At 57.7% G+C, this 22,060-nt stretch carries 19 protein-coding genes, 1 tRNA gene and 1 pseudogene; 13 read left to right on the plus strand and 8 right to left on the minus strand.

Translation table 11 applies throughout. The annotated features are described in order from the left end of the window. Nucleotides 1–218: 218 nt before the first annotated feature. Nucleotides 219–1,013, minus strand: coding sequence for a serine hydrolase domain-containing protein (locus BJ985_RS04920; protein WP_005328174.1), 795 nt, complete (start codon nt 1,011–1,013; stop codon nt 219–221). 352 nt (nt 1,014–1,365) lie between these two features. Here BJ985_RS04920 and BJ985_RS04925 point away from each other — a divergent pair, with 352 nt between their 5' ends. Continuing rightward, nucleotides 1,366–3,036 (plus strand): alkaline phosphatase D family protein, encoded by a 1,671-nt coding sequence (locus tag BJ985_RS04925; protein WP_179386775.1) that lies wholly within the window; start codon nt 1,366–1,368, stop codon nt 3,034–3,036. A 147-nt stretch (nt 3,037–3,183) separates the two neighbouring features. Here the strand turns inward: BJ985_RS04925 and BJ985_RS04930 are convergent, their stop codons facing one another. Then, nucleotides 3,184–4,272 carry an alkene reductase gene (locus BJ985_RS04930; RefSeq protein ID WP_179386776.1) on the minus strand — a complete coding sequence of 363 codons (1,089 nt, stop codon included), beginning with the start codon at nt 4,270–4,272 and terminating at the stop codon, nt 3,184–3,186. A gap of 58 nt (nt 4,273–4,330) precedes the next feature. On the opposite strand from BJ985_RS04930, the gene BJ985_RS11700 reads away from it, so the two are divergent. Next, nucleotides 4,331–4,465, plus strand: coding sequence for a hypothetical protein (locus BJ985_RS11700; protein ID WP_257020384.1), 135 nt, complete (start codon nt 4,331–4,333; stop codon nt 4,463–4,465). Here BJ985_RS11700 and BJ985_RS04935 read toward each other — a convergent pair. Next, complete coding sequence (locus tag BJ985_RS04935; protein WP_179386777.1) at nt 4,462–6,054, minus strand: mechanosensitive ion channel domain-containing protein; 1,593 nt, start codon at nt 6,052–6,054, stop codon at nt 4,462–4,464. The two genes, BJ985_RS11700 and BJ985_RS04935, sit on opposite strands and share 4 nt — an antisense overlap. A 143-nt stretch (nt 6,055–6,197) precedes the next feature. On the opposite strand from BJ985_RS04935, the gene BJ985_RS04940 reads away from it, so the two are divergent. Continuing rightward, complete coding sequence (locus BJ985_RS04940; protein WP_236587101.1) at nt 6,198–6,734, plus strand: hypothetical protein; 537 nt, start codon at nt 6,198–6,200, stop codon at nt 6,732–6,734. 54 nt (nt 6,735–6,788) lie between these two features. On the opposite strand, the gene BJ985_RS04945 is transcribed toward BJ985_RS04940, so the two are convergent. Further along, nucleotides 6,789–7,844 (minus strand): trimeric intracellular cation channel family protein, encoded by a 1,056-nt coding sequence (locus tag BJ985_RS04945; RefSeq protein ID WP_179386779.1) that lies wholly within the window; start codon nt 7,842–7,844, stop codon nt 6,789–6,791. Between the two features lie 108 nt (nt 7,845–7,952). Further along, nucleotides 7,953–8,026: transfer RNA gene (locus tag BJ985_RS04950), tRNA-Ile, on the minus strand. Nucleotides 8,027–8,137: 111 nt separating this feature from the next. Between BJ985_RS04950 and BJ985_RS04955 the strand changes: the two genes are divergently transcribed. Next, entirely contained in the window at nt 8,138–9,133 is a 996-nt protein-coding gene (locus BJ985_RS04955) for a DUF5067 domain-containing protein (RefSeq protein WP_179386780.1), read from the plus strand. A 73-nt stretch (nt 9,134–9,206) separates the two neighbouring features. Further along, on the plus strand, nt 9,207–9,818 hold the full coding sequence (locus tag BJ985_RS04960) for a hypothetical protein (RefSeq protein ID WP_179386781.1): 612 nt from the start codon (nt 9,207–9,209) through the stop codon (nt 9,816–9,818). Nucleotides 9,819–9,872: 54 nt separating this feature from the next. Here BJ985_RS04960 and BJ985_RS04965 read toward each other — a convergent pair whose 3' ends face one another. Both BJ985_RS04965 and BJ985_RS04970 read right to left on the minus strand, forming a co-directional pair. Beyond that, nucleotides 9,873–10,442 (minus strand): Panacea domain-containing protein, encoded by a 570-nt coding sequence (locus BJ985_RS04965; protein ID WP_179386782.1) that lies wholly within the window; start codon nt 10,440–10,442, stop codon nt 9,873–9,875. Nucleotides 10,443–10,540: 98 nt separating this feature from the next. Continuing rightward, nucleotides 10,541–11,023, minus strand: a complete 483-nt coding sequence (locus tag BJ985_RS04970; RefSeq protein ID WP_236587102.1) for a MarR family winged helix-turn-helix transcriptional regulator — start codon at nt 11,021–11,023, stop codon at nt 10,541–10,543. 90 nt (nt 11,024–11,113) lie between these two features. Between BJ985_RS04970 and BJ985_RS04975 the strand changes: the two genes are divergently transcribed. The 3 genes from BJ985_RS04975 (at nt 11,114) to BJ985_RS04985 (ending at nt 13,463) form a co-directional block, all read left to right on the plus strand. After that, complete coding sequence (locus tag BJ985_RS04975) at nt 11,114–11,533, plus strand: organic hydroperoxide resistance protein (RefSeq protein WP_179386784.1); 420 nt, start codon at nt 11,114–11,116, stop codon at nt 11,531–11,533. Between the two features lie 54 nt (nt 11,534–11,587). Continuing rightward, complete coding sequence (locus tag BJ985_RS04980; RefSeq protein ID WP_005328206.1) at nt 11,588–12,007, plus strand: organic hydroperoxide resistance protein; 420 nt, start codon at nt 11,588–11,590, stop codon at nt 12,005–12,007. A 490-nt stretch (nt 12,008–12,497) separates the two neighbouring features. Beyond that, nucleotides 12,498–13,463: a Fic family protein gene (locus BJ985_RS04985; RefSeq protein WP_179386785.1), complete on the plus strand. Its 966-nt coding sequence runs from the start codon at nt 12,498–12,500 to the stop codon at nt 13,461–13,463. 464 nt (nt 13,464–13,927) lie between these two features. Here the strand turns inward: BJ985_RS04985 and BJ985_RS04990 are convergent, their stop codons facing one another. After that, nucleotides 13,928–14,467 carry a zinc-binding dehydrogenase gene (locus BJ985_RS04990; protein ID WP_236587103.1) on the minus strand — a complete coding sequence of 180 codons (540 nt, stop codon included), beginning with the start codon at nt 14,465–14,467 and terminating at the stop codon, nt 13,928–13,930. Nucleotides 14,468–14,692: 225 nt separating this feature from the next. On the opposite strand from BJ985_RS04990, the pseudogene BJ985_RS11705 reads away from it, so the two are divergent. The 5 genes and pseudogenes from BJ985_RS11705 to BJ985_RS05010 form a co-directional block, all read left to right on the plus strand. Beyond that, nucleotides 14,693–14,848: pseudogene (locus BJ985_RS11705) on the plus strand (OsmC family protein); the annotation flags it as partial. A gap of 469 nt (nt 14,849–15,317) precedes the next feature. Beyond that, a complete protein-coding gene (locus tag BJ985_RS04995; RefSeq protein ID WP_179386786.1) occupies nt 15,318–16,790 on the plus strand; it encodes a DUF3375 domain-containing protein in 1,473 nt (490 codons plus the stop codon). Further along, entirely contained in the window at nt 16,787–17,437 is a 651-nt protein-coding gene (locus BJ985_RS05000) for a DUF4194 domain-containing protein (protein ID WP_179386787.1), read from the plus strand. Before BJ985_RS04995 ends, BJ985_RS05000 begins: the two co-directional genes overlap by 4 nt. Then, on the plus strand, nt 17,430–20,792 hold the full coding sequence (locus tag BJ985_RS05005; protein WP_179386788.1) for an ATP-binding protein: 3,363 nt from the start codon (nt 17,430–17,432) through the stop codon (nt 20,790–20,792). The genes BJ985_RS05000 and BJ985_RS05005 overlap by 8 nt, the downstream gene beginning before the upstream one ends. Then, the gene (locus tag BJ985_RS05010) at nt 20,779–21,909 is read left to right on the plus strand and encodes a DUF3322 domain-containing protein (protein ID WP_179386789.1); all 1,131 of its coding nucleotides are present in this window, start codon (nt 20,779–20,781) and stop codon (nt 21,907–21,909) included. Before BJ985_RS05005 ends, BJ985_RS05010 begins: the two co-directional genes overlap by 14 nt. Nucleotides 21,910–22,060 lie beyond the last annotated feature (151 nt).

Genomic DNA, 22,060 nt, shown 5'->3' on the forward strand with positions numbered 1-22,060 from the left:
CTGCCCCTTCTTGACGGAAGGAAACAGAAGCCCTGCTCACGCACGAGAACGCGCAACTAGAATCTCACGCAACCGCCGCCCGTGCGCTCGCGCCGGTCTCCTGCGCCGGATGGCCCCTTCTCGCACGAAATTCCCCGACTTCTCCCCGCCCCGCGGGGGAGCCTTCCACCGCACCACTTCCCCCAGTGGAAGGCGCTCGCTCCACCAAAGCGGGCAGATTACAAAGAGTTCCAGATGGCGGTATTCGTATCGTGCCAGAGCGGCTTGCACCATTCGCCAAAGTCGCGGTTTGTGAGCGCGACCATGGCATAGTCGCCGGCGACCCAGAGGTAGGTGCCGGACATGCCGAAGTGACCGACGGCGTCGGCAGGCAGGGCGCCCATCCAGTGATCTTTGTCGCCGTGGATTTCAAAGCCTAGGCCCCAGGTGCAGTCTTTGAAGCTGCCGTAGCCCGGAACAATGCCGCGCAACCCGTCGAAATGCACGCGGCGCATGTCGGCCACGGTGGATGGGTGCAAAAGCTGTGGGTCCTGGACTTCCGTAGCAAAGGCCGCGAGGTCCTCCACTGTGGAGACCAAACCGTGGCCGGCCGAGCCTTCGAGCCGGGTGGACTCCATGCCCAGCGGGGCCAATATGCCTTCACGCAGGTACTCGGCAAAGTCCATGCCCGTGGCTTCGGCCACGGTATCCGCGGCCCACTCATAACCGGCCGAGGAGTAGATGCGGCGCTCGCCCACCGGCTTTTGCGACTCCCGGGAATCAAAGGAAATCCCAGAGGCATGCGCAAGCAGGTGCTCGAGCGTGGAGCCTTCCGGGCCGGCTGGCTGCTCAAGCTCCACGGCTCCTTCTTCCACGGCCAGCATCACGCCGTAGGCTGCGACCAGCTTGGTCACCGATGCCACCGGGAACTCGCGGGCGGTATCCCCCACCGTTTCTTGCACTTCGCCGCGGTGCAGCAAGGCTCCGGCCACCGTATCCGCGGGCCACTGGCTAATTTGGCTAAATTCACTCATACTCTCTAGCCTACTGAGCCGCATTCGGAAGGAATGGACCGCTTTGGGCGCGCCTTTTCGAGCCGGTCACTCCTTAGGTCTACTGGGTTCCGCACACCTTAGGTCCAAGGTGATCGGGCCGATCTGAGCGAATGGCCCCCTCAATTCAGCCCTAAAGTCCTCAAATCAGCCCGATCAGAATGGACCTAAGCCACAGAAGCCGGCGAAAGCCCCTCGAAACCGCCCAACCGCCAGACGCGTCAGGCCCACAGGAGGCCACCCAAGTAAACCACCGGTTAAAACAACAAGAACATTTTATGGAATCGGGCAGGAAACGGTTGCACACCCAATAGACATGAGAAAACTTTCAACCATGTCTAATAATTCTAAGAACACGGGCAACGCAGTTAACCGCCGCCGCTTCCTGCAATCCACCGGTACCGCCGGTGCCGCCATCGCTCTGTCCGGTGCAGCCGCCAACGCACAAAGCAGCCTCTCGCCGCGCGTGGAGCAGCACATGGTGGAGCCCAAGCTGGGCGAGCGGCCCTTCCTCCACGGAGTTGCCTCGGGTGACCCGATCCCGGATTCGGTCATCTTGTGGACCCGCGTGACCCCGGAGGCCGATGCGATGCCGGGCTCCGAGCTGGGCGAGGCCACCCGGGTGGAGTGGGAAATTGCCAAGGATGAGGGCTTTGGGGACGTCGTCAAGCGGGGCGAGGTGAACACCGACGCCAACCAGGACCACACCGTGCACGTGGACCCACACGGCTTGGAGCCGGAGACCGTGTACTTCTTCCGCTTTAAGGCGCAGGATAAGTACTCGCCCATTGGTCGCACCAAGACCGCCCCGGCGCTGAGCGCCTCCCCGGAGGAGCTGACCTTTGGCGTGGCTAGCTGCGCCAATTGGGAGTCCGGCTTCTTCAATGCCTATGGCGATATTGCCCAGCGCGGCCGCGCGGACCAGCTGGATTACATGATTTTCTTGGGCGACTATATCTACGAGTATCCGCAGCGCGAATACGCCGGCTATGGCCCGGTGCGCCTGCACCACCCGGCGCACGAGATTATCTCGCTGGAGGACTACCGCATCCGCTTCGGCCGCTACCGCACCGATGAGAACCTGCAGGCCGCACATGGTGCACTGCCGTGGGTTGTGGTGTGGGATGACCACGAGGTGGCCAACGATAACTGGCGCGAGGGCGCCGAGAACCACACCGAAGGCGAGGAAGGAGCCTTCCTGGACCGCCGCAAGGCCGCGATGCAGGCCTACTTCGAATGGATGCCGGTGCGCGCGACCAACCCATCCGAGCAGGGCCACCTCTACCGCAGCCTGACCTTCGGCGATCTGGTGGAGCTGACCATGATGGACCTGCGCACCTACCGCGATGAGCAGGTGCGCTTTGGCCCGCGCAAGATGGCCGCTGAAGGCCGCACGATGCTCGGCTCTGAGCAGTACAACTGGCTGCTCAATAAGATCGAGACCTCTTCTGCCAAGTGGAATATGCTGGGCAATTCCGTCATGTTCTCCCCTATGAACCTGGCTACCCTGCAACAAGATGACAAGACCAAGCCGGTCTCTTCCTCGCTGTCTTCCAATATCACCGGCATTCCGGTCAACGGCGACCAGTGGGATGGTTACTCGGCGGAGCGCCGCTTGCTTATCGACGCCCTCTCTAAGCACGACTCCCACACCCTCTTTGTCACCGGCGATATCCACTCCGAGTGGGCGCACAATATCAGCAAGGATGGCCGCATTTTCGGCGCCGAGATGGTCTGCGCCTCCGTATCAGCGCCTAACGTGAACGAGCAGCTGAAGCTGCCGGAGGGCAATGAGCTGTCCAAGCTGGCCGAGCGTTACTTGATGGGCGCCAACCCGCACACCCGCCACGTGGATCTGGACCACCACGGCTACAGCTTTGTCACCGTGCGCCCGGATTCGGCGGAAATGCACTGGTTGCGCGTGGATAACCTGCTCACTGCCAAGTCCCCGGTGCGCGAGGCCGTGACCATGACCTGGCGCCCGGGTGAGGGCTACAGCAAATAGTTGTAAGTTCTGTCACATGACAGGTACTCGGTGTTAACGAACGGGTAGTACACCTTCGATAGAGATAGTGAAAGACCCTCTCTGGGGAATTTCACTACCTATCACTCGCCCGCCTTTCGGGCCCCCTTTGGTGCCGCGGATTCTTCCCTAGTCCGCGGCATACTCATAGTCGATGTAGCCGCGCTCGCCGCCCAGGTAGAACGTATCCTGGTCCGGCTCGTTAAGCTCGAGGCCTTCGCGCCAGCGGCGCACCAGATCCGGGTTGGCGATGAGCTGGCGGCCTACTACTGCGGCATCCACGTAATCCAGCTCGATTTCGCGCTGGGCATCCTCCTTGGAGGTCATCGTGGGGAAGCCATCATTCATGAGCACCTTGGTCACGCCGTTTGCGCGTGCCTTCTGTGCCAGCGTGGCGATGAGCTCGCTGTCCGGCTCGCCATGCAGCAGGGATACGTAGGCCAGGTTCAGCGGTGCCAGGGCGTCGAGAAGCCCGCCGTAGGTGGCCAGCATGTCTTCCTGGTCGTCTTCGATAACGCCCTGCACGTTGTGTGCCGGGGAGAAACGCACGCCCACGCGGTCGGCACCGATTTCTTCTACCACGGCGCGAATGACCATCTCTGGCAGGCGCCAGCGATTTTCCGGGCTGCCGCCAAATTCATCTTCGCGCTTATTGGCAGACGGCGCCATAAACTCGTGCAGCAGGTAGCCATTGGCGCCGTGGATCTCCACGCCGTCGACACCAGCATCAATAGCCCGGCGCGCGCCCTGGCGGAATTCGTCCACGATGCGCGGCAGCTCTTCCGTCTTCAGCTCGCGCGGGACCGGCGCATCCATCTTGCCGGCGAAGCCACGCACGGTTCCGCCCCAATCGAAGGCGCTCGGCGCCTCCGGGTTCGCACCGTCGATCAGGTCCGGGTGGCTGGTGCGGCCGCCGTGCATGATCTGCATGAACAGGGTGCCGCCTTCCTCGTGCACGCGGTCTGCGACGGCGCGCCAGCCTTCTGTCTGCTCGTCGGTCGCAATGCCTGCCTGGCCCGGGAACGCGCGGTTGGTCCACGCCGGGAAGGTTCCCTCCGTAACCACCAGACCGGCCGTGGCACGCTGCGAGTAGTACTTCTGGTGCAGCTCGGTAGGTACACCGCTTTCGCCTGCACGCTGGCGGGTCAGTGCCGCCATGGTGACGCGGTTCTCTAGCTTGAATCGGCCAAGTTCCAGTGGTTCGAAAAGTGAAGTCATGCCCAGTGCAACGCGCAGCCGGTCCGGTCTATTTCACCTCTGCCAAACACAATCCTTTATGCACTTCAAAAGCTCAGACGTGCGCACATTCCATTGCCAAAAGGATAATGACACCAGCGTGTATGCCAGCTTTACCTCGCCCAATAATGAGCGCTGGACGGACCGACTCACTGTAGAAGGCCAGCCCTACTAGCGCGGCTCTGCCGGGATTTCTTGGCCGGTGCTGCCGGCAGTTCCGGAAGCTTGGGTGCCGTCGCCGGCATCACTTCCGGCAGTGGGCGCAGTGCCGGCCCCGTTGCCGGAATCGGTTCCGCCGTTGGCGGCGCTCGGGGCGGGTGAGGCATTGCCGGTAGCGTCAGTTCCCTGGCCACCGCCGCCACCGCCGCCGGCAGGTGAATCGGTAGCGCCAGTGCCATTAGAACCTTGCGGGTTGGCGGTCTCCGTGGGAGTAGCGCTGTCTTCCGTCGGCTCGTACTTCGTGCCGGTCTCGGTGGTTTCGGGGGTGGGGTTGGTAGAGGGGGCGTCGGAAAGCTGCGAGGAAGAGGCCTCCGCGCCGCTATCGCGCCAATGCTCGGGCGAAAGCCAGCCCGCATCCGCATTTTCGGGGTTGCTTGAGGCCAGGGCCAAGGCACCGACGACAAGCAGAGCCAGTATGAGGCCCGTGGTAGAGGCGCGGACCCGGCCGCCAATGGTGGCGATCTTCTGGAACTTGGTATTGGTCTCCAGCGCGCGCCAGATGCCCTGGGTGGGCTCGGGCTCCTGGTCCTCCTCATCCGGCAGCGCGGGCTTTCCGGGGCCATCGCTTTTCGGGCCATCCGCCTCGGGTGACTGGTGTTCTGGCCGGGAATCGGGGCGCGAGCCCTCCCCTGCCGCGGAGGCATCCTTGACGGATTCTTGGGCCGCGGCATTGTCGCCCACCGGAAGAATCGGGCGCTGGATTTCGTCCAAGTCGGTCACGTTGTAGTGATCCCAGAACTCGGAAAGCAGCGCGGAGCGAATGGCGCGCTCCACCGCCCACTGGCGGGCGGGGGTTACGGTAACCAACACGCGGTAGGTCACGTGCCACGACTGTCCGGCCGCCTGCGGGGCAACCAGCTGGGTGGCCGGCAGCACCTCGAGCCCGCCATTGACGTCTACGGCGATGGACGGTTCCTGGATGGCCTGCTCGGAAATCGTGCGCACCCGGCGCGTGATTTCTGGCAGGGTCTCGCCTTCTTGCACCGGCACATCAAAGTTGACCACGGCGCGCGACCACTCCTGGGAGTAGTTGGTGACCGCGCCGGCCGAGCTATTGGGCACGGTGACCAGCTCGCCGGTGGGTGTGCGCACCTTGGTAGTGCGCAGGGTCAGCATCACCACGGTGCCTTCCACGTCAGTCACGCCATCGAAGCTGACATAGTCGCCCACGCCAAATTGCTTTTCCGAAAGGATGAAGAAGCCAGAGAGGAAATCCGCAATGATGGACTGGGCGCCAAAGCCCACGGCGGCCGAGACTATCGTCGCCGGCACCGCCGCACCTACCGCAGGCACGCCGAGATTGGTCAGCGCAGCCCAGATGATGAGGAAGTACGCTGCTGCCTGCACGATGTAGACCAGCGCACCGGTCAGTGCCAGGCGCGCCTTGGTGGCTTCTTCGTCTTCATCGAGGCGGCGCTCCATAATGCGGATGGCCAGCCTGCCGATGCGCGGGATCAAAATGCCTATCAGCAATAGCGCGATAAGCGGCAAGCCATGGTCAACAAAAAGGCTCCACAGCTCGTAGAAGTAATACTTCAGATTCATGCCTCTAGATTAAGCCGCGTGCCTGAAAACTAGATGCCAGTTGACTGCCAGCAACCGTGCAAAGCCCTCCCCTGCTGGCGCGCACCCTCTATGCCCTGCGCAAACTCCTGCGGGCTCGGCCGGGCTTGGCTACTCTGTGGGGCATGAAGAAATCATTCCTTATCCCTTTCTTTTCCCTTGCCCTCTTTACCACCGGCTGCGGCGGCAGCGATGACACCGCCACCACCATCTCCACGGTGAAGGAAACCGTAACGGAGACCGCCTCCGAGACCAGCACCACCGAAACAAGCACGGAGGAATCGACCACGGAAGAAACCACGACCGAAACTCCGCAGGAGCGCGAGCCGCGCACGCAGACCCCGGAGCCGGCGACGAATAATCAGCAGCCGGCCAATACCGCGGGGTATCAGTGCGCGGACGGCACCTGGGTGGAGTTTGCCGGACTGTGCAAGGAATCCAATAACCAGCCACCGGTCCAGCCCGCACCACAGCAACAGGCACCGCAGCAGGGCCAGGCCAATAACGGCGGCCCGAGCGCGGATTGCCCGGCCTACCTGTGCGGCTATGGCAACGATGCCAATGGCAACCGGAATAAGACCTCGGGCGAGACCCAGGCACAGTGGGGCTGCGAGCAGGGCTACATCACGGATCCGCAGGTCTGCGGTGCGGTGGGGCGCTAAGCCGTTTCCCGCGAGGCCTCCGCGAACTAGGCCGCCGCGCCCGAACCCACAGACCTAGTCGCGAGAGTTATAACGCTTCATGAGGCGGTCAATGAGCTCATCGGTAAGCTTGTCATCTTCCAAGATGGAATCCAGCAGGCGCTGCGATTCCTCATGGGAGGCCTGCTCTTCTGCCTCGTAGGAGTCACCGCTAAGGTCCATACCAAAGTCGGTGTTCTCGGACTCCGCGGTCTGGGCACTGAGCTGATCGACGTCCGATTCAAACGACTGCATAAACTCGCTGGCCTCCGCCGCGGCCTCCTTGCGACGCTTGCCGGAGCGCACTTCCTTTTCAATGCGGCGCTGCAGTGCAGCCTCCATCTGACGGTGGCGCCACGAGCGCACGCGGTGCGGCTCCAAGCGGCGGCCCACCGCGCGGCTCTTATTCTCGGCCTTCTTCGCCAGCACCTTCACCTGCGCCGCGGTGTGATTAATCGGCGCCCATTCCTGATACGCCGGCACGCGCCAGCCGGCCCAAATGCCCAGCAGAGCCAAGAAGATGGAAACCAGCGGCCCGATAATCATGCCCACGGCCATCATGTCATAGTGGTGGCCCACTAAGACGATGATTGCGCAGGCCACGGCCGGGATGACCGTTGGCTGGTTATCGCCAAAGACGCTAGGCTCGCGCCCCATGACGATGTCACGAATCATGGATCCGCCGGTGGCGGTAAACACACCCATCATGATGCACGGAATAAGCGGCAGCCCATAGGTAATGGCCTTCACGGCGCCGGTGGCAGCCCAGAGGCCGGATACGACGGCGTCGCCATGCGCTTGCAGATAGTCCCAGGTCTTGCCCTTGAAGTAGACAAAGCGGGCAATGAGCGCGCCGGCAAAGGCCAGGTAAAGGTATTCCGGCTGGCTCATGGCCGCCACGGTGCCGCGGTTAATAAGGACGTCGCGCACCATACCGCCGCCCAGGGAAGAAAACATCGCGATGAAGAAAAAGCCGATGATGTCATAGCCGCGTTTGCGCGCCATAGTGCCGCCGATGATTCCCATCAGCAGCACGCCGCTGATATCGGACCAGCGGTAGAGAGATTCAATGAGCGGATCCACTTCAACCATATGGTTATTAGACTTCACCGCCCGCCACCGCGCAATTAACACACCCATATGCGCAGCCAGGCACGAGAAAAGGCGCCGGCCTTGCTTGCCGACGCCTCCTCCTCACCGTGGGGCCAGCGGGGCTCGAACCCGCGACCAACGGATTATGAGTCCGTAGCTCTAACCGACTGAGCTATAGCCCCACGCGGATCACACACCACTAGGGCGAAGATCCGCTCCCAAAAGAGTAGCCAATGCGGGGCTAAAGACCAATTTGCCCAGCGCAGTGCAGCCCCATCCGGTATAAGTAAATTATGCGCCACATCACAGCCTCTTTCCTTATCGCAGCTGCCCTGACCCTCTCCGCCTGCTCCGCCGACTCGGACCAGGCCTCCTCCACTAACTCCGACGAAAACTCCTCTAACAGCCAAGGTTCTGCCAAAGACGCGAAAGCCGTCATTGGCACGTGGGAACAAAAAATTGGCGAAGGTGAGCACACATCTACCTTCACCGCTAGCGTGACCGAAGATGTCATTACCGTAGAGTGGGATTACGGCTCCGGCAATAATGAGCCACTATGGATTGGAACCTTTGACGCCGCCAAGGCAGCCAAGGGCGAAACGGTAGCCTCCAAGAAAGACGCCGGCGGCGTGGATCCCGTATCCGATGGCATGATGCCGGACACCCTGGACTTCAAGCTCGAAGACGATCAGCTCAAATTCAAGTTCAGTACGGAAAGTGTCCCACTGGACGTCGCGCTGAAGAGGATTGACGACGAGCCCAAGACCACAAGTGAGCTCCAAAACACCGATTCCACCCGATCCTTCAAAGACAACGTTCTGGAAATCCCAACCGCCACGGTCAAGATCACCGGACACCACGTCATCGACCCGGGCTCGCCCGGCAATAGGCTTGGCGATAAACCCATCGTTGTCTTCGACTACGAGATGACCAATAAGACTGACAAAGAGCTGCGCACCGCGGATTTCACTTCCATGTTCACCGCAATCCAGGACAACGACGAGAACTCCGTCAACGAGCTCAAGACCGGCTTCAGCGAAAACATCGACACTGACAACTTGATGGACAAGATCAAAAAGGGCGGCACCGTCAAGAGTTCCGCTGCCTTCGAGCTCGATGACCTCACCACCCCAGTAGAACTCGTAGCCAGGGAAAAATACGGCGAAGAAGAAGTGGGCTCACAGACCTACAAGCTGGAGGAATCCACACCGATGGAAAAGTCTCCCGAGAAGGATGACTTACCACCTCGTCCGTCTCAGAAAGAAAAGGACTCCACGCATTCGGTTTAGCGACTCGTTAAACGGGATACCTCGCCAACCGTTCACCCCGCACCACACCCCAAAGGGCGCTACAGTATCCCCTATGCAGCGCCCTTCCTTATTTCCCGTAGCGTCCATCCTTCTCGTCACTGGCCTCACCGTGAGCGCCTGCGGCTCCGGCTCCGATTCCGATAACAACTCCGCGCCGGCAAATGAGCCGGCCTTTTCCACCGCACAGGACAATAGCTCCGCCGCGGACGAAGCCGAAGAAGAATCCGGCCCAGAGAAGGACACGAAGCAACGCCGCACCGAAACGGTCACCAAACAGGCCGAACCGGAGCAGCCCGCACCGCCGGCCGGCGGCAACCACAACATCAACGCGGGCCAGATTGGCGGCTACTGCGGAACGTCCTCGTCTGGCGATTCCATCGACGCCGGCGACCTGACCTCCTGCGAATTCGCCGCCGCGGTCTTCGACGCCGCGATGCAGGCTAGCTACACCATGCGTTCGAAAGATCCCACGGTGACGGCGGTATACCACGCAAATATCACCGCCAGCAGCCCAGTGACCAAGCAGTCCTATAACCTGGACTGCCGCATGGGCAGCGACCAGCGAATGCTCACCTGCGAAAAGCCCGGCGATAGAACGGTGCGCGCCTCATTCCAAACCGCGGACAAAAGCGTGTGGACCAAGCGCGTAGCCACCACCAACTAAAGAAGAGTTGACGGTTCAGTCGAATCACGTCTTCCACCGGAAGGCAGTACTCATTCATCGGGTTGCAAGAATCTCAAGAGCGCCCTTCCAGCGTTCTACTGAAGCTTGCAAGCGCTGCTGCAGGTCACTGCCGGAAAGATGCTGCACCGAAAGCATAGGCCGCGTCGGACCCTGAGCTCCACGTGCTTCCTGCAAGGCATAGTATTTTTTCATTTCCAGCTGTGAAATCGGCTCGTTAGCATTCGCCTCGGGGCCCATCTGACCACGAGCGACAATCCATGGACGTTCCGAGTGCGTAAGTTCAATCAGCTCGTTGGATGTCTTATCACCATAAAAGGCAATCACAGCATCGATGATCTTTTCGGCTTCGTCCCCTATTGCCTCTACATCAGCTCCCGGTAACACCGTGGAGGTTTTCTCGGAGCGTTGATATTTATTCTCGCGATAGAGGTCGGGTTCAACCGGACCGTCTTTCCACGCCTGAAATTCATTCGAGACAAGAGGTCGCCCGTACCAGCCCAAGCTCCATGCTTGGCAGTAATACGCAAGCTTCTCCAGCTTCCACGCATCGACCCACCCCAGTTTGTTGTAGATAACCTGCGCGACGTCTATTGCTGTAGCCATGACCCCTCCTCTCATAGTGCGAAACAATTTTTACGTGTAAAGAGCCAAAATTCTTAAGCCAGTATAGCCGTCCTCATCTGCTATATGAAGGCCACACTTTAACCCACAAAGTCATCCTCAGAAGGCCACGGCAGCTCTACGTCCACAGGCACTCCGGCGAGGATGTCCAGCGATTCCTTGAACTCGGCGAGGTCGAGGCCTACCTCCTTATAGGCCCCCGCCATGGCTTCGGGGATGCATTCGGCACGGGTGCGGAGGGAGGCGCCGTCGGCAGTCAGGGCAGCGAGGGTGCGCCGTTCATCGTCCGGGTCGCGCCAGCGCTGCACATAGCCCTGCTTTTCCAGGCGTTTCAGCAGCGGAGTGAGCGTGCCGCTATCTAGGCCCAGGCGGGAGTCGATGAATTTCAGCGGCACCGGCTCATCCGCCTCCCACAGCACCAGCATGACCAGGTACTGCGGATAGGTCAGGCCGAGCTCCGCCAACAGCGGGCGGTAGGAGCGCACCACTGCCCTATTGGCGCGGTAGAGCGCAAAGCACAGCTGACTATCCAGGACGAGGCGATCAGTGGGCGCGTCATTCATGGCAAAAAGTATAGACGTCAGCAAAACATTGCATCCGATTTAATTGTGTACAATCAAAACCGTTTCGAGCACCCACTGAAAGGAGCAATCATGGACGCCATGTACACCGCCGAGGCCCTCGCCACCGGAGCAGGCCGCAACGGCCACGCCGCAGTCAAGGGCTCGGACCTGGACTTTGCCCTGGCCATCCCCAAGGAAATGGGCGGCAGCGGCGAGGGTGCCAACCCGGAGCAGCTCTTTGCCGCCGGCTATGCCGCCTGCTTCCACTCCGCGCTGCAGGCCGTGGCTCGCAACCAGAAGGTCGAGCTGGGAGACTCTGCGGTGGGGGCGCGAGTGGGCATCGGAAAGCAGGGCGAGGGCTTCCAGCTCGCAGTAGAGCTGGAAGTATCCATCCCCGCCCAGGACAAGGACACCGCCCAAAAGCTTGCCGACGCCGCCCACGAGGTCTGCCCCTACTCCAACGCCACCCGCGGCAATATCGAGGTCACCGTCAGCGTCGTCGAAGACTAGCGTTCTTGCGTACAATCGGCGGACGTACAAAGACCCAATAGAAAAGGAGTCATCATGGACGCCGTTTACACCACCGAAGCACTCTCCACCGGCGCGGGCCGCGACGGCCGCTCTGTAGTCAAGGATTCCGATCTGGATTTCACCATGACCGCCCCGAAGGAGATGGGCGGCAGCGGTGAGGGCGCTAACCCGGAGCAGCTCTTCGCTGCCGGTTACGCCGCTTGCTACCACTCCGCCTTGAAGGCAGTGGCCAAGGACAAGGGCGTAGACGTGGAGAACTCCACCGTCGGTGCCCGCGTTTCCCTGGGCAAGAACGACGAGGGCTTCTACCTCGGCGTGGACCTCGAGGTCACCATCCCAGGCGTTGAGGACGACAAGGCACAAGAGCTTGCCGACGCCGCCCACCAGATGTGCCCTTACTCCAAGGCCACCCGCGGCAACATCGAAGTCAACGTTGGTGTTGCACAGGACTAATCCCTAGTCCTCTCCCCCAGCCCACGCCGCGCTACTTTCAGCGCCGCGTGGGTCTTTTTATGCCTTACGCGACCTCTCAGATTGGTATTCTGCTCTGGAAGATGGCTCGGCGCGGCGGCCAGTCCAGAACTTTATTGATAAAAACGTGCCGTTTCATCAATAAGCCCGCCGTAGGGTGGAGCTAAATTATAAAAAGGCGCGTTTTTAACAAATAGAAAGAACCTCGATGGCACACTCTTATCACTCTTTAAAGTCTATTTTCCATCAGTCTTCACACGGACAATCCTCCGTCGACGAGGCTCACGCTCTTAGGCTGCAGAGTCCGAGTACAATCCGTTGGGACTATCAGGTGCGCGGAAAAGACCTCTTTGTTGTTGTTACCACTCGGCTCCACTCCTTGTGTGAACAGGTCTGGCGCCGAGAAGTTATTATTTCCCGGTTATGGTCCCTGTTACCTAAAGCTGCGACGCGCCACTACATTTTTCAACTCTTGATTGAAGAAATTCAATCTTCGAACGAGATTGAAGGCGTTCATTCCACAAAGAAAGAAATCGCGGAAGCTTTATCCAAGGCGGATTCTACTTCCACCAAGCGCTTCGAGGAAATGTCAGCGCTATATTCTTCGCTTACCGGACTCGATGGAAGTGAGGTCAGCTTTCCCACTCAGCTTGAAGATATTCGCGCGCTCTACGATTCTCTCCTCAAAGGAGAAATCGATGCTGAGAATGGTATCGACGGTGAGCTGTTTCGAAATGGCGTTGTCCACATCTTTGGCGGCAGCACCCAATTCACGTCCGAGGCTCACAACGAGCAAGATATTCGAACCAGACTCCAACAGTTCCTGGCGTGTCAAGCGTCTACTTCAAACGGCCTCATTAATGCCCTAGCAGGGCATTTTATGTTCGAGCACACGCATCCATTTTATGATGGCAATGGCCGTCTCGGCCGGTTTCTCATGGGCTTGAAGCTGCGAGAAATACTTTCTGTACCCACCGCGATGTCTCTTTCTCGAGAGCTCTCGAAAGACCGGCAAAAATACTACAAGTCCTTCACGGTCACCGAAGAGCCTCTCAATCGTGGCGAGGCAACGTTTTTTGTCATTGCGCTCCTAGAGATGTTGAGCTCGGCGCAAGAATCTCTATTAAACTCGCTTGAGCGAAAAAAGTTCGCCCTCGAGAAACTCGAAGGCCGAATTCAAGAACTGCGAAATGGGCCTGGAACTTCCAAAGAGGATCGCCGACTTAATATCCTCTTCATAATGGGACAAGCCGCGCTTTTTGGCCCTCTCTTAGGACTCGATCTCGACACTCTAGCGACCTACTTGGATAAAAGTAAGCAAACCGTCCGTGCCGATACGAAACGTCTAGTTAAGGAAGGGCTCTTGGAAGAGCGGTCACACAAGCCGCTCTCTTTTGCACTCACGGAAGAAGCCCGTGAGTTTCTAGACATTGAATAGCAACACTCGTAGTGAGAGATACTGCCCTTCTTGTCGAGTTCTCAATGCTGATAATGAGAAAGGGGCCAACCTAGCAGTCGTAGTACATCTAATCCTTAACACCTGGTGCCCAACACGCCGTGCCCCTTCGCGCTGCTGTGCATTCCACTCCTGTAGTCACCGCTGCGGATCCTTATTGATAAAAACGCGGGTTTTTAGCAATAAGATCCCCAGAGTGGATGGCTATTTTATAAAATCGTCGATTTTTAATAAATAGGGTTTCTCTGTCCATATCTTAGCCCCGCTAATTCTTCCTAGTACTCTCCCCAGCGAGAAACGTGGCTATTCAGGTTCAGGTGGCATAGAGGGCGAGTGCCACGCCGCGCTTCGCGGCGGATTCCCAAGCACAGTGGACGAAATCGGCGGAGCTAGCGTCGCGGAAGAAATACGTTGCCTACAAAGCTAAGGCGCTGCTCTCCTGCGATTTATGACTCGCTAAGGTCAACCACCCTCCGCATCCCCTCCCCTGCCGAACGGTGAAATGCCTCGGGAACTTGGGAGAGGGTGATAGGGCCATCGGTGACAGATTGCCAGTCAATGCGGGAGCCGGCAAGTAAGTCGACGGCCTGCTCAAGGTGATGCGGCTCGTAGTTATGCACGCCGGTAACAGTGCGCCAGCCGCGGACAATCCATTCGGGGTCCAAGTCGATAGCAGGGCTGTCCGCAACGGAACCGGCGAGTACGGCCACGCCATTAATGTCGAGAGGCTTCAAACAGGTGATAACACCTTGGGGCGAGCCGGAGAATTCCAGCGCGACGTCGAAGTTCTCAACAATATCTAAAGCGGGATCGAAGTCACTAAAACCGGAGATGCAGGCACCCAGCTGAGCAGCGTACCTGCGCCGATGAGAGTTGGGATCCGTCGCGGTGACGGCAGCGCCCGCGCGCAAAGCGGCCTCCACTGCAAGGAGACCGAGCATGCCTAAGCCCACGACTAGGACCCGCTTTTCCTTCAACGAGTCCATGGAGGGACAGGCCGTATCGAGGGCAGCCATAACGGTGGCTCCGGCACAGGAGACGATTGAGGCGGGGACATCGCCAAGCGCGGCCTTCGCCCCTCTTAGGCAACGAACCCGCAGTGCTCCCGCCAAAACACTCTCCATCGGAGCAGACCGAGGCGAGCGCGTAATAGTCAAGAATTCCGATCCAGATTTCACTATGACCAACCAAAGGACGTAAGCAGCTGCAGTGAGGGCTTCTACCTCTGCGTCAATCTCGAGGTCACCAATCCAAGCATTGGGGACGACAAGGCACAAGAGCTTGCCGACGCCGCCCACCAGATGTGCCCTTACTCCAAAGCCACCCGCGGCAACATCGAGGTCAACGTTGGTGTTGCACAGGACTAATCCTGGCGTCTAGCCTCTAGCCCCTCGCTACAGCATTGCTGTGGTGAGGGGTTTCTTTTCACAATTTACTGCCAACCTTGAAATAACGGAGTCTTGAATACAGCCGACACTATCTGCGGGAAATTCAAAATCATTGGGCTTGCTTAGATAAATTAATCCGCACTTTGAGAAAGCGGAAGTATGACTGGTTTCATCATCTTTTACAAACGAAAATCAGGCGAATCCTATATCACGCAATACCCTGACTCTGCTCCGTCTTTGGCGTCGGTGAAAACCAATTCCCGGTACTTCATTGGAGTTGTCCACATCGTCGACGGTTCGGACGGGCTAAATGACCTGTCACCGGCACGGCGAATACTGCCACATGTCGTGCACGGATCCTCTTTACACCCCTACTCGAAAACCCAAAAATCGAATAAATGAACCAGACACCACTGCACATGTCCGCCACAGCTGTCAAAATCGAGTCATGTCTGTTGAAGCTAGGGCCCTCTCACTGCGACGGTTAATGCACAATTCTGCGGCGGTACGACTGCTTGCGGCTGATAACGCGCCGGTAATTTTGGCGCTGATCGCAGAGTACTTCCCCCGCGGTACCCGAGCACGGCCAGCGGCGGAGGTATACGAGTTGATGGTCACTGATTTTGAGGTTATTGCCAACGATTTTGCCATGCCCCGTACGCCCCAGAGTTATTGCACTGACTGGGTAAAAGCAGGATGGTTGGTGAGAAAATCAGGTAAAAGTTCACACGGCGAAACGTTGGAACCAAGCGAAGACGCGCTTTCTGCTCTAGAGGCCATCAAGCGGTGGGAGTCACCGGTATCTGCCGTCACAGCATCACGGGTGGAATCCATTAGCTCGGCCCTGCAACGGTTAGCAAGGGACACGAATAAGGATATCGCCAGTCGCGTTGCCAGTCTCGAGGCAGAACGGAACCGCATTGACCAGGAGATTGAAAAGGCACGTTTAGGACAGTTCGAATCCTTAACCTCAGCAGAGACAGAAGAACGTGTACAAGACGTGCTGAATATGGCAACGGCGGTACCGAGTGATTTCGCCCGAGTGCGCCACGAACTTGAGGCCCTCAATCATCAACTACGCCGGCAGTTATTAGACCCAGAGGGATACCGCGGCGATGTGCTCGAAGAGATCTTCACCGGCGTGGACCATATTGCTGAATCTGAGGCTGGACGCAGTTTCCGCGGATTCTATTCCCTTCTTATGGATAGGGAACGCAGTGCATGGTTGGACCAGTGGATAAAAGAAGTTTTAGAAAGCGATACCGGCCAGGAGCTGGCGCCAGAAATGCGGCAGCACCTGCGAAATCTTTTCCGCGATATGGAAGACACGAGTTTCGATGTCAACCAGACGATGACTGGCTTGGCGCGTAGCTTGCGCAACTACGTTTCCTCAGAGCAGTTCGCAGAAGACAGGCGCATGATTGAGCTCCTAAGAGAGGCGCGCGGTATGGCCATTGATGCTGCGCAGAACTCTGAGCTCAAGGCCTTTCACCGAATGGAGACGCCGCTGCAGCGCATCGGTATGTCCATCCACTCCGTTTCACGCATTCGCTTAGCCAACCCAGGTCGAGAGGTAGTAGAGGAATCACCTGAGGCGTTCCAGCCAGGCGAGGAAAACGCAGAAGCATTACTCGAGCTAGTGCGCGAATCAGAGATTGACTTTGAAGAGTTGCACGAGATGATTCGAAAGGCCGTCGATAAGGCGGGCCCGTGCACCATTGGCCAAGTATTGCAGGCCTACCCTGCCACGCAAGGCTTAGCTAGTGTAGTGGGCTTGGTGCACATTGCGGATCAGCACCCCCTGCCTGACTTGAGAAATTCCACGGAGAAGGTCTTTTGGACCGAAGAAAACGGCACAACACGCGCCGCCTTGATTCCCACTATGTATTTCGACCGCACCACCATTGAGGAGCTATCGTGACCGCTGCACTTAATCACCGCGTCGATTCCGAGCATGAACCGCCGCTTTGGAATTGCGATAAAGGGACGCTGACGTATAACTCACGCCGCGCGTTGGTACAGCTGCTAAAAGGACCACTTATTCGAGCACAGAAGGAACCTGTCTTGTGGGCTGCGATTATTTCAGACGAAGAAAACCTGCGGGCTAGACTGCACGAGTTATTTCTCGAGCTCGTTATCGATGAAGCAGAAGGATTCGCCTTCACCCGAATGGTGGAAGAAGAAACGTTAGCTATTCCGCAGGTGCTGCGCACGGATAAGCTCAAGCACATCGACACAGCCATCTTGTTAAACCTGCGCCAAGAACTGGGGCTGGCGCTACCTGGCGAACGTGTAATCGTGGACGTGGAAGACCTGCGAGAGGGAATCGGGTACGTCCGCGCGGTTGATAACCGAGACGAGGCCGGATTCAATAATCGCTTCAATGCAGCAATCAAACGCATCCGCAATGAATATTCACTGTTAAGCGCTACTGAGACTGAAGGCCGGTTTGAGGTTTCACCCGTATTGCGCCAGCTTTTCGATTCCGCCACAGTTACCGCCATCCGGGACGAGTACGCCCGCCTAGCGGAGACAGGGAATGGCCAAGAGGATGATTCCAATGACTAATATTTACCCAGGCCAATACCGGATAAGCCGCATCCAATTAATTAACTGGGGCACATTTCACGGATACTTTTCCATCCCCGTAGCTAGAAAGGGTTTCCTAATCACCGGCGGATCCGGTTCCGGCAAATCTACCTTATTGGATGCAATGTCGGCGGTGTTAGTACCGCAGAAAGATCTGAAATTTAACGCGGCATCGCAACAGGACCTTGGGCGGCATGATGGTCGCAATCTCGTATCCTATGTGCGTGGTGCATGGCGGCAACAGGAAAATACACAGACGGGTGAGATTGCTCCCGAGTACCTGAGAACGGGCGCAACGAATTCAATTGTGGCGCTGACCTACGATAACGGAGCTGGAAAGCAGCATACCCTCATTGCTATTTTCCGCCTCAATGGCGGTGAAAATTCCGTGAGCCAGGTTAAGAAACTCTACGGAGTGGTGCAAGGAGATGAGGACATCGATAAGCTGAGTTCCCTGCTCACGCGGAGCCTAGATACCCGCAAGATTAAAGCTTTATATAAGGGACCAGGGGCATCTTTCACACAGACGTATAGTACGTTCGCAGATCGCTTTCGTAAGCGCCTTGGGATCAAAAGCGAACTAGGCCAGGTGCTCCTGCACCGCACTCAATCCGCTAAGTCCCTATCCAGCCTGGATCAGCTCTTCCGAGGCTACATGCTGGACAAGCCCTCTACTTTCGAGCGAGCCGATGAAGCTGTGGAGCAATTCGAGGATCTCCGCCAAGCTTACCTGCGGGTGGAGGATGTCAAAGCACAGATTGACACACTCGCTCCCCTTCCCCGTCTGCATGCGCAGCGAGATGTTGCAGAATCTGCCAAGCACAAGGCCGAGGCCATGAGTGAAGCGCTACCAGCGGTCCGAGCTCGCATGGTGGCAGAGGAATTGGACTATCAAATCAGAGCGCTAAACGCACAATTGGCTGAGGCTCAATCAGATGCCGAGTCTCTCGAGGACGAGGTCAAACACCTCGACGAGACGGAGCGGTTAGCAGCAGTGGCTGTGTCTCAACTTAGTGCCGGCGAGCTCGATGCCCTAAGCGCAAAAATGGAGACTGCTGAAAAAGAAATCGAGCACCGCTCCAAAGAATTCCGGCGCTTGGCCACTGCCGCCGGCCGGTGGACCGACAATTATGAGTTCAATCCGCATGGCTTTGCGGAACTTCAGGCTAATGCGAAGCTGCGCATCGCGGACTTCGAATCTGACTCTGCCAAGCTCATCAATCAGCAGCAAGAGGCTGGAGTAGCTGCTCGCGACGCCGCGACAACGTTTGCCACTCTGAAAAGCGAACTCGCTTCTTTCGGTTCGCGAAACACCAACATAGATAAAGCATTGGTAGAGCTACGGTCCCAGCTCGCTCACGATACGGGGTACGCCGAGTCAGAACTTCCCTTTGCTGGTGAGCTCATGGATATTAGTCCACAACAGACGGAATGGGAGCCGGTCCTCCAAAAGCTTCTTCACGGGTTTGCTGCTACCCTGCTGGTTCCGGAAAGCGCACGGAAAGCGATTAATCAGTGGGTCAATTCTCGGAACGTGGGGACCCGGCTCGAATACCGCACCATCCCTGAGTTTGCACCCGCACCAGCAACTGCGCGTAGCCCACAACAACTCATTCACAAGCTGGATTTCCAAGACCACCCTATGGCACCGTGGGTCCGCCATCATATTTCACGCCGATTTAACTATGAATGTGTCAGTTCAGTCGCGGCGCTCGAACAGGTAACTAAGACCCCAGCGGTTACTCGCGATGGCTTAGAAAGCCGCCCTAAGGATAAAGATGGGTCTACCCGCTTTATTAAAGACGACCGCAGGCGTTTTTCCGGCACCAGCTGGTACCGGGTGGGCTCTACCAATGACGCCAAGATTGAGCTGCTGCGCACGCAACTCGATAAAGCAAAAGCCCATGCCAGTGCCACCGCCAAGCTAGTTCAAGACTTAAACCGAAAAATGGATATCCTGCGCACTCAACGTGATAAAGCGAAACTGGTGTTAGAGACTAAGTTTCAGGATATTGATACCGCATCTGCAGAAACTCGCAAACGAGATCTGCAACGGCAATATGATTCTCTTGCCTCGTCACCCGAGGCGAAAGCCCTACATGCCGCGCATAATCGAGCAAAGGATAGGCTAGCTGCAGCCCGTGCCCGCCTTAAGCAATCTCAAAAGCACCTTGGAAGCATTGAGGGCGATCTCCAGCGCTCCACACAGCGTCGCCAGAACATTGGCACCGTACCGACCATCGCTGACGAAGCTATTGCCAAGGAGGTCAAAGAGGCCCTCCACAACGGAAGGCGCAAGCTTTCCATCGATGACATCGATTCCCGGCGCGATGCAGTACAAAACAGCCTGCACGATACATCCCGCGCGGCTGCACGAAACATCGAGGAGATAAATGCCAAGATTGTCTCCGTTCTCCACAAATACTTGTCTCAGTGGCCAGCGGAATCTGCGGATTTACAGCCACAGGCAAACTTTGCCGGTGAGGGCATTGAAAAGTTGAAGTTCCTTCGGGCCGATCGCCTTGCCGATTTCCGTGCTCAGTTCTTGGAACTACTCAACGGAACAACGGTGCAAAATCTGTCTCACCTTGCTTCTTCGTTGCGCCACGCTCGCAGCGATATCGAGCTGCGTATGGAATTTATCAATAAGTCGCTGGAGCGCTCGCCCTTTAATGGCGACCGTATCTTGCGAATTGATGTGAAAGACGCTCGCGGCCAGGTAGTACAGGATTTCCAGCGAGATCTAGATTCCGCGACTTCGCATAGCCTGGCCGAGATCAGCGCAGATGAGCCGGAAGCGGCGTTGCGGCGCTACCATGCTTTGGATAAAATTCTCAGCCGCTTGGGTTCAACCCAACCGGAAGATATTCGTTGGCGCAACCTGGTTCTTGATACCCGAAAACACGTAAGCTTCATCGGCCGCGAATGCTACCCCGATGGAACAACCGCCAATACGTATCAGGATTCTGCTTCCCTCTCTGGTGGCCAGGCACAAAAGTTAGTTTTCTTCTGCCTGGCTGCGGCCCTGCGTTTCCGGCTAGCGGAGCCGGATCAGGATGTTCCCACCTATGGTTCCATCATTTTGGACGAAGCTTTTGACCGCGCAGATCCAGCCTTTACCCGCACGGCAATGTCTGTGTTTGAATCGTTTGGTTTCCACATGATTTTGGCAACGCCATTCAAGCTGATTCAAACATTATCGCCCTACGTCGACGGCACCATCGTGGTCAACTACGACGAGCCCATCATTCATGGCCGTCCACAGGCACGCACAGGCTATTCACTTATCGACGCCGCCTCGTATCCCCAGGAGGACCCCAATGCGGATTCCTAAAGACCTACAAGCACATGCGGCAAAGCTCTTGCGCAACCACTTTGCGGAGGCGCTATCTTCGCCGGATTCCCTCCGTTTGGACTGGCCGCTACATCCACCGACGGCAGCCACCGCCAAACGCGATTTACCAATGACCCAAGAATTCATCCGCGCCTGGCAGCGCTGGCCGCACCAGGAAGAGGTTATCTACGAGTCCCGCAATTGGTCGCGTACTGGGCTGGGCACCAATTCCGTGCCTGTACGCGTGGTAATTGATGGACCTGAACGCATCGCTTCCGCAGCAGGCATGGCCACAACATACTCGCATGCGGTTCAAAGAGCTCAAAAGATCGCCTCGATTTTCCCCGAGCACCCTGACTTCGCTCACACCGTTCACCGTGCTTACAAGCAGTGGAAAGACTTAAGCGCCTACGACCTGCATTGCTTGAGACCGTGTTTGAACTGGTTGCTCACCCATCCCGATTCGGGTGAGTGGGAACGCGCCGTCCCCGTAGAGGGCGTTGATGGCAAGTGGATCGGGTCCCACCGGCGCCTGCTGCTAACCCTGCTTTCTCCTTTCGGCATCGCGGATCTAGGACTGCGCCGCAGCGACGCCCGTATTCGCTTTCGCTATCTCAACCACGTCCCGGCAGTGTCCGACCTCGAGATTCCACTCTCCCACGCCGCATCCCTTTTCTCCACCAGGCCACCGCGAGTGCTCATCGTGGAAAATAAACAAACTTTTCTGGCTTTACCTGTGCTTTCGGACGCCGCTCCGCCCACCATTGCTGTCTTAGGTTCCGGCACCGCAGCACATCAGCTCCACGCCCTCAACTGGCTCCACCAATCCGAAATTACCTACTGGGGTGATCTCGACGCTGCGGGCTTCAGCATCCTCAACGCCGTGCGCGCCTGCTTCCCCCACACCGAATCTCTGCTCATGGATACTGCTACCGTAACTGCGTTTAAGCACCTCGCTGTCCCTGATCCAGGCGACGGTTCAGCCACGCTCACTCACCTCACCACCGAAGAACAGGAAGCCTACCGTCTACTCTTCACCGAGGGCAGGCTGCGAATTGAGCAAGAGCGAATCCCTTTCACACACGCGAGCGACGCTATCCACCACAAATTAGATTGATCTAACGTTTAAAATCGCGCTCGGAAACCGAATGGCGCGGCTGTCGCATAATTGAGCTCGGAACCGTTACACAAATTAGCTCTCAACATTGTCTGGCCCTGATACATATGCTTAGGTAGTATTCGAACATATAATTCAATCTTTCATTTGG

It is taken from the genome of Corynebacterium tuberculostearicum (assembly GCF_013408445.1).
Taxonomy (GTDB): domain Bacteria; phylum Actinomycetota; class Actinomycetes; order Mycobacteriales; family Mycobacteriaceae; genus Corynebacterium; species Corynebacterium tuberculostearicum.